This is a genomic window from Protofrankia sp. CiP3 (assembly GCF_917627345.1).
GTDB lineage: Bacteria > Actinomycetota > Actinomycetes > Frankiales > Frankiaceae > Protofrankia.
This window is the reverse complement of the sequence record NZ_CAKJTM010000049.1, coordinates 1-3,709: the sequence shown is the minus strand read 5'-3', so window position 1 is coordinate 3,709 and position 3,709 is coordinate 1. Positions and strand designations below refer to the sequence as shown.

Genomic DNA, 3,709 nt, shown 5'->3' with positions numbered 1-3,709 from the left:
ACCCCTATTGCCGGGCGCTCTTACCGCAAAAAGATTTTAGATCAACATCTGGACGATGGCCAGGCCATCGGCGCACAGCGGTCGCGGGACGCTTCGCCGTCACCGGCGCAGCGGTGGTCCGGCGGGAATTTCTGACCATGAAAGTCCATCCGCGCTCGCGGTCGACACGCCCGCGGACATGGTCGACAAGAACGCCGGGAAACCTGTTCCGCTGCCGATGGCTGAAAGGAGCCCGGCTGTATGGCCGGGCGCTCATCGACATGGCCGGGCACTCATCGAGACCACGATGCTGCCACTTTCGCTGTAGTACTGGCACAAAGCAAACGCCAGGGGGATAATCCTGCCAGTACCGTCGGCCTCGGCAGACCAGAAGCCGGTACAGCCGGGTGCGGACAGTTCAATGAACAGCTCCCAGCTGACAGGCAGCGGGACGCCGAGAATCGGGAAGGAAACACTATAACGGGCAACACGTGCCGCATACGGCGCGTCGCGGTCAGCTATACCGCCACTTTCCGTTATTAATCAGGCACTTTCAGGCAGAAACGGGGGAGCCAATGCCATTTGTCAGCTGCGGTGTTGTCGTCGAAGAGCTCGACGAGGTGCGTTGGCGGCTCCTGAAAGCAGTCGTATATCAGGGCAACAAACAGCTGTTCACCGTGGAGAAGGGGTTCGTAACCGACTTTGCGTCGGTGCCACAGATCTTCACCTGGCTCATACCCAGATACGGACGTTACACCAAGGCTGCCATCCTGCATGACTGGCTCTGGGAACTGGCCGACCGTGGCGGCATTGAGCGTGCCGACGCGGACGGGATCTTCCGGCGCGCAATGCGTGAACTAAACGTGCCCTTCTTACGGCGGTGGCTCATGTGGGGGGCGGTCAGGCTCGCGGCCACCCGCAAGTCAGGAATTTCCACCCTGTGGCGCCCCGGTTTCAGCCAGTTAGCCGCATTTATCGCCGTCCTTGTTCCTGGCTTGCTTTTTATCTTCATTCCCGGTCTCATCGTCCTGATCGCACTCGGCGTCTTCTACCTCGCCGAATCCGTCATCTTTGTCATACTAAAGATCAACAGTAGCTGGCGGGCAGCAGAAGAACCAGCAAAAAAGATCAACCGCCCGTCATTTCCATGGACGTCGTCATAGCGCCGGGGAACGGGCCGCCCGAGAGCGCAGCGCAAGGGATCCGGCGAGCAGCCCCACGGTGATGGCCAGCTGGCCGAACCACCACGGCGCCAGTACATGGTGGCCAGTGGCCGGACACAACGCCGCCAGCAGAACAAGGCCAGCGCTTCCGTACGTGGACAGCCCATACCCGGCACGCTGACCGGCGAGCAGCAGCACGACGGCGACGAGGAGAATCAGCAAGGTCACATCACCGATGGCTGCGATCCAGGCGGGCACAACCGGATCAGGACCGTCCGGTACCGGCTCGATCGCCCCAGCGGCGAGGAAACCGGTCACCATCACCAGAGCCCACAACCGCGGCAGCGCCGCCCTCGCGGCCAGGACACGGCGGATGAGTGAGCTGCGGGACCGCGCCGCGACCCGCTGGACAGCCGCTGGCCGCTGGTAGGGATTGGCCGCTGGCAGCGGCTCGGCCGCAGCCTCAGCGCCGGGCATGGTGATCAAAAACGCATGCGCGTCGCTGACAGGCGCGGGTGTACCTCGATGAGCCGTTGTCGGTGCGGCCTCAGTTGTGATGCTCATACCCGCCAGAGTAGATCCGTTCAGCCATGAACGCGAACGCGCGGCAAGCCGCTATACAGCGGGATAAACACCCGGCCGGACGAAGAGCCGGCCGGCCGGAGAGCCAGCCGGCCGGCCGGCCCGAATTCGGCCAACGAGCGGTGCGGGGCGGTCACGCATCGAACGAATAAACGCGTAACCGCCCCGACGTCAGGCGCGGTAGCCCGCACGCTGGAGGTTTACGTCAGCCGCTTTTCCGCGGACCACCCCGACCGGATGGAGCTGGATCTCCAGCGCCCATCCCGTCCTCGACCTTGATAAGAGCGAAATTCTTGTCTAGCTTGACCGTGACGAGTGAACCATCAGCCTTCTTCATGTGTGCCTCGTACTGGGCATCACCGGCGTCGGTTTCGACCCGGTAGACCGTGCCACCGGGAACGGCCTGCAGTGCCGTCGCACGCGCCTTCTCCGCGTCGGTGCCGGTCAGCTGTTTCTCGTCACCGCGTACCGGCGCCGCACCATCCCAGCCCTTGAACTGATCTTTGTTCTGAGGCTGACCGCCGGAGTTACCGGGGACCGCTGGGGTGGCGGAACCGGCGTCCGCCGCGGCGGTCACCGGTGGAGAGGAGGTCTCGGTGGCGGCGGAGGCGCTGGTGGCGCCGGCCAACACGCCACCGATGAGAGCCCCCGCCGTCACCAGACCCGCTGCCCAGGCGAGTCCTTTCCGGCTTCTGTTCCGACCGGCCATCTGATCGTCGGTCATGGCTAGCACGATCTCCTTGGCTCGTGGCCACCAGGTTGGTGACCGTGCTGCTCACCTTCCGATCGGGAGCTGTCGAAACACTGGGGCGCACCTGTGACATACCTGTCGGACGCTCCGATGGATCAGCCGCCATCCGTTGCACCGGACCCCACCGTTGCACCGGGCCCCTACGGAGCCAGCGGGAAGACGACCGCATCCGGGTCGCTGGCAACGGATATGCTCACCACCGTCGGCGCCAGCCACCGGTACGGTTGGTGTGACCGGCATGCCGGTTACGGGGCGGTAGCTCAGTCGGTTAGAGCAGCGGACTCATAATCCGTCGGTCGTGGGTTCGAGTCCCACCCGCCCCACAGTATCTGTGCAGGTCACAGGCCCGTAGACGATCTTTTCTATGATTGGTGATCTACCCTGGCAGCCAGACTGGCAGCCAAAGTGTCACAGCGTGGTCTCACCTCCCCCGCTGGCGTCGCGGTCGTCGGAGCCCCACAGCGCCTCCCCCATCCGGGCTGCCGCATCGGTACGCAGCTCCGGCGCGACGTGACTGTAGGTCCCCAGCGTCAGACCGATCTGCGAATGGCCGAGAATCTCCATCGCGACCCGGGCCGGCACGCCCTGTGCCAGCAGGAGACTCGCCGCGGTGTGGCGGGCGTCGTGCAGCCGTGCGGCAGCCACACCGGCCGCCTTGGCGAGGGTTTTCCATTCCCGCCAGTCCGCCGCCGGGTCGATCGGATGCCCGTCCGTCCTGGTGAACACCAGCCCGTGTTCGTTGTCCCAGAGGTTCCCGGCCGTGGCCCGGTCGGCATCCTGACGTTTCCGGTGGGCGCGCAACGCGGTGACCAGCGGAGCCGGAAGGGTGATCGTGCGCCGGCCGGCCCGGCTCTTCGGCCGGACGATGACGAACCCACCGCCGTGCCGCTTCGGACAGTTCCCGCCCCGCTTCCGTTTGCACGGATCGTCACCGCAGCCGTGCTGCCAGGGCCGACGTTGCAGCGCCTGCCGCACGGTCAACGTCCCGGCGTCCAGGTCGACCGCGTCCCACGGCAGACCGAGCGCCTCACCCTGACGCAGCCCAAGCGCCACCGCCACCGACCAGCGCGCCCCGTTCGGCCGGGTGACCGCGAGCGTCAGGACGTGGCGTGCCTGTCCAGCGGTCAGCGGTTGCACCTCGTCCCGGTGGACGGAGGGGGCATCCACCAGGGTGCAGACGTTGCGGGTGACCTTGCCCCGCTGGACGGCGACTTTTAGCGCCCGGCTCAGGATG

General features: G+C 65.6%; 4 protein-coding genes and 1 tRNA gene. 2 read left to right on the top strand and 3 right to left on the bottom strand.

Features of this window, described 5'->3' with window-relative positions; genetic code table 11:
• The first annotated feature begins 554 nt into the window (after positions 1 to 554).
• A complete protein-coding gene (locus MJ797_RS16440) occupies positions 555 to 1,142 on the top strand; it encodes a DUF1353 domain-containing protein (RefSeq protein WP_239335784.1) in 588 nt (195 codons plus the stop codon).
• On the opposite strand, the gene MJ797_RS16435 is transcribed toward MJ797_RS16440, so the two are convergent.
• Both MJ797_RS16435 and MJ797_RS16430 read right to left on the bottom strand, forming a co-directional pair.
• Positions 1,137 to 1,706, bottom strand: coding sequence for a hypothetical protein (locus MJ797_RS16435; protein ID WP_239335782.1), 570 nt, complete (start codon positions 1,704 to 1,706; stop codon positions 1,137 to 1,139). The two genes, MJ797_RS16440 and MJ797_RS16435, sit on opposite strands and share 6 nt — an antisense overlap.
• A 223-nt stretch (positions 1,707 to 1,929) precedes the next feature.
• Complete coding sequence (locus MJ797_RS16430; protein WP_239335780.1) at positions 1,930 to 2,448, bottom strand: PepSY domain-containing protein; 519 nt, start codon at positions 2,446 to 2,448, stop codon at positions 1,930 to 1,932.
• A 276-nt stretch (positions 2,449 to 2,724) separates the two neighbouring features.
• Here MJ797_RS16430 and MJ797_RS16425 point away from each other — a divergent pair.
• A tRNA-Ile gene (locus MJ797_RS16425) sits at positions 2,725 to 2,798 on the top strand.
• 85 nt (positions 2,799 to 2,883) lie between these two features.
• Here MJ797_RS16425 and MJ797_RS16420 read toward each other — a convergent pair.
• Positions 2,884 to 3,709 (bottom strand): site-specific integrase (locus MJ797_RS16420; RefSeq protein WP_239335778.1); only part of this gene is annotated, 826 nt, incomplete at its 5' end.